Genomic DNA, 441 nt, shown 5'->3' on the forward strand with positions numbered 1-441 from the left:
AGCAGATTTTGAATGTACAATGGTATAAGAGCTTTTACTCTCAAAGTAGTTCATTACTTTTACACTAAGATTCTTATTTCCATCCAAAATATTATGCGGATAAATATTATGGCGAACATAAATTACTTTCCTGGCGGAATATCTCATTATCGAAAACCATAACATTGAGATAATGAAAGACAAAAAATCAAACTTCCCATCTTTACCAAAGCATCTATTTTCCAGCCAGTTAAATACGATAAAGTCATATTTATTTATTGAAAAAAAAGTGTTCTTCCAATTCTTAGGTGATATCGGAGTTACATCACCAAATTGACCAAGCAAATCACGCATACGAATCGTATAGGAATTTTTTTCACTAGGTGGTGGGAAATACCCTATTTTTTTCATTTAATCTTCACTCTCTGATTGTTTCTTATTGTTTTTCGCACGCGTATAAGA

The 441-nt window shown here is 31.5% G+C and carries 1 protein-coding gene; it reads right to left on the reverse strand.

Annotated elements, in window-relative coordinates; translation table 11 throughout:
* The coding region (locus GVL03_RS22465) for a hypothetical protein (protein ID WP_235038287.1) at positions 1-333 on the reverse strand (333 nt) is incomplete at its 3' end.
* Positions 334-441: the final 108 nt, after the last annotated feature.

The sequence above is a fragment of the Microbacterium sp. 18062 genome (genome assembly GCF_902706225.1).
GTDB lineage: Bacteria > Actinomycetota > Actinomycetes > Actinomycetales > Microbacteriaceae > Microbacterium.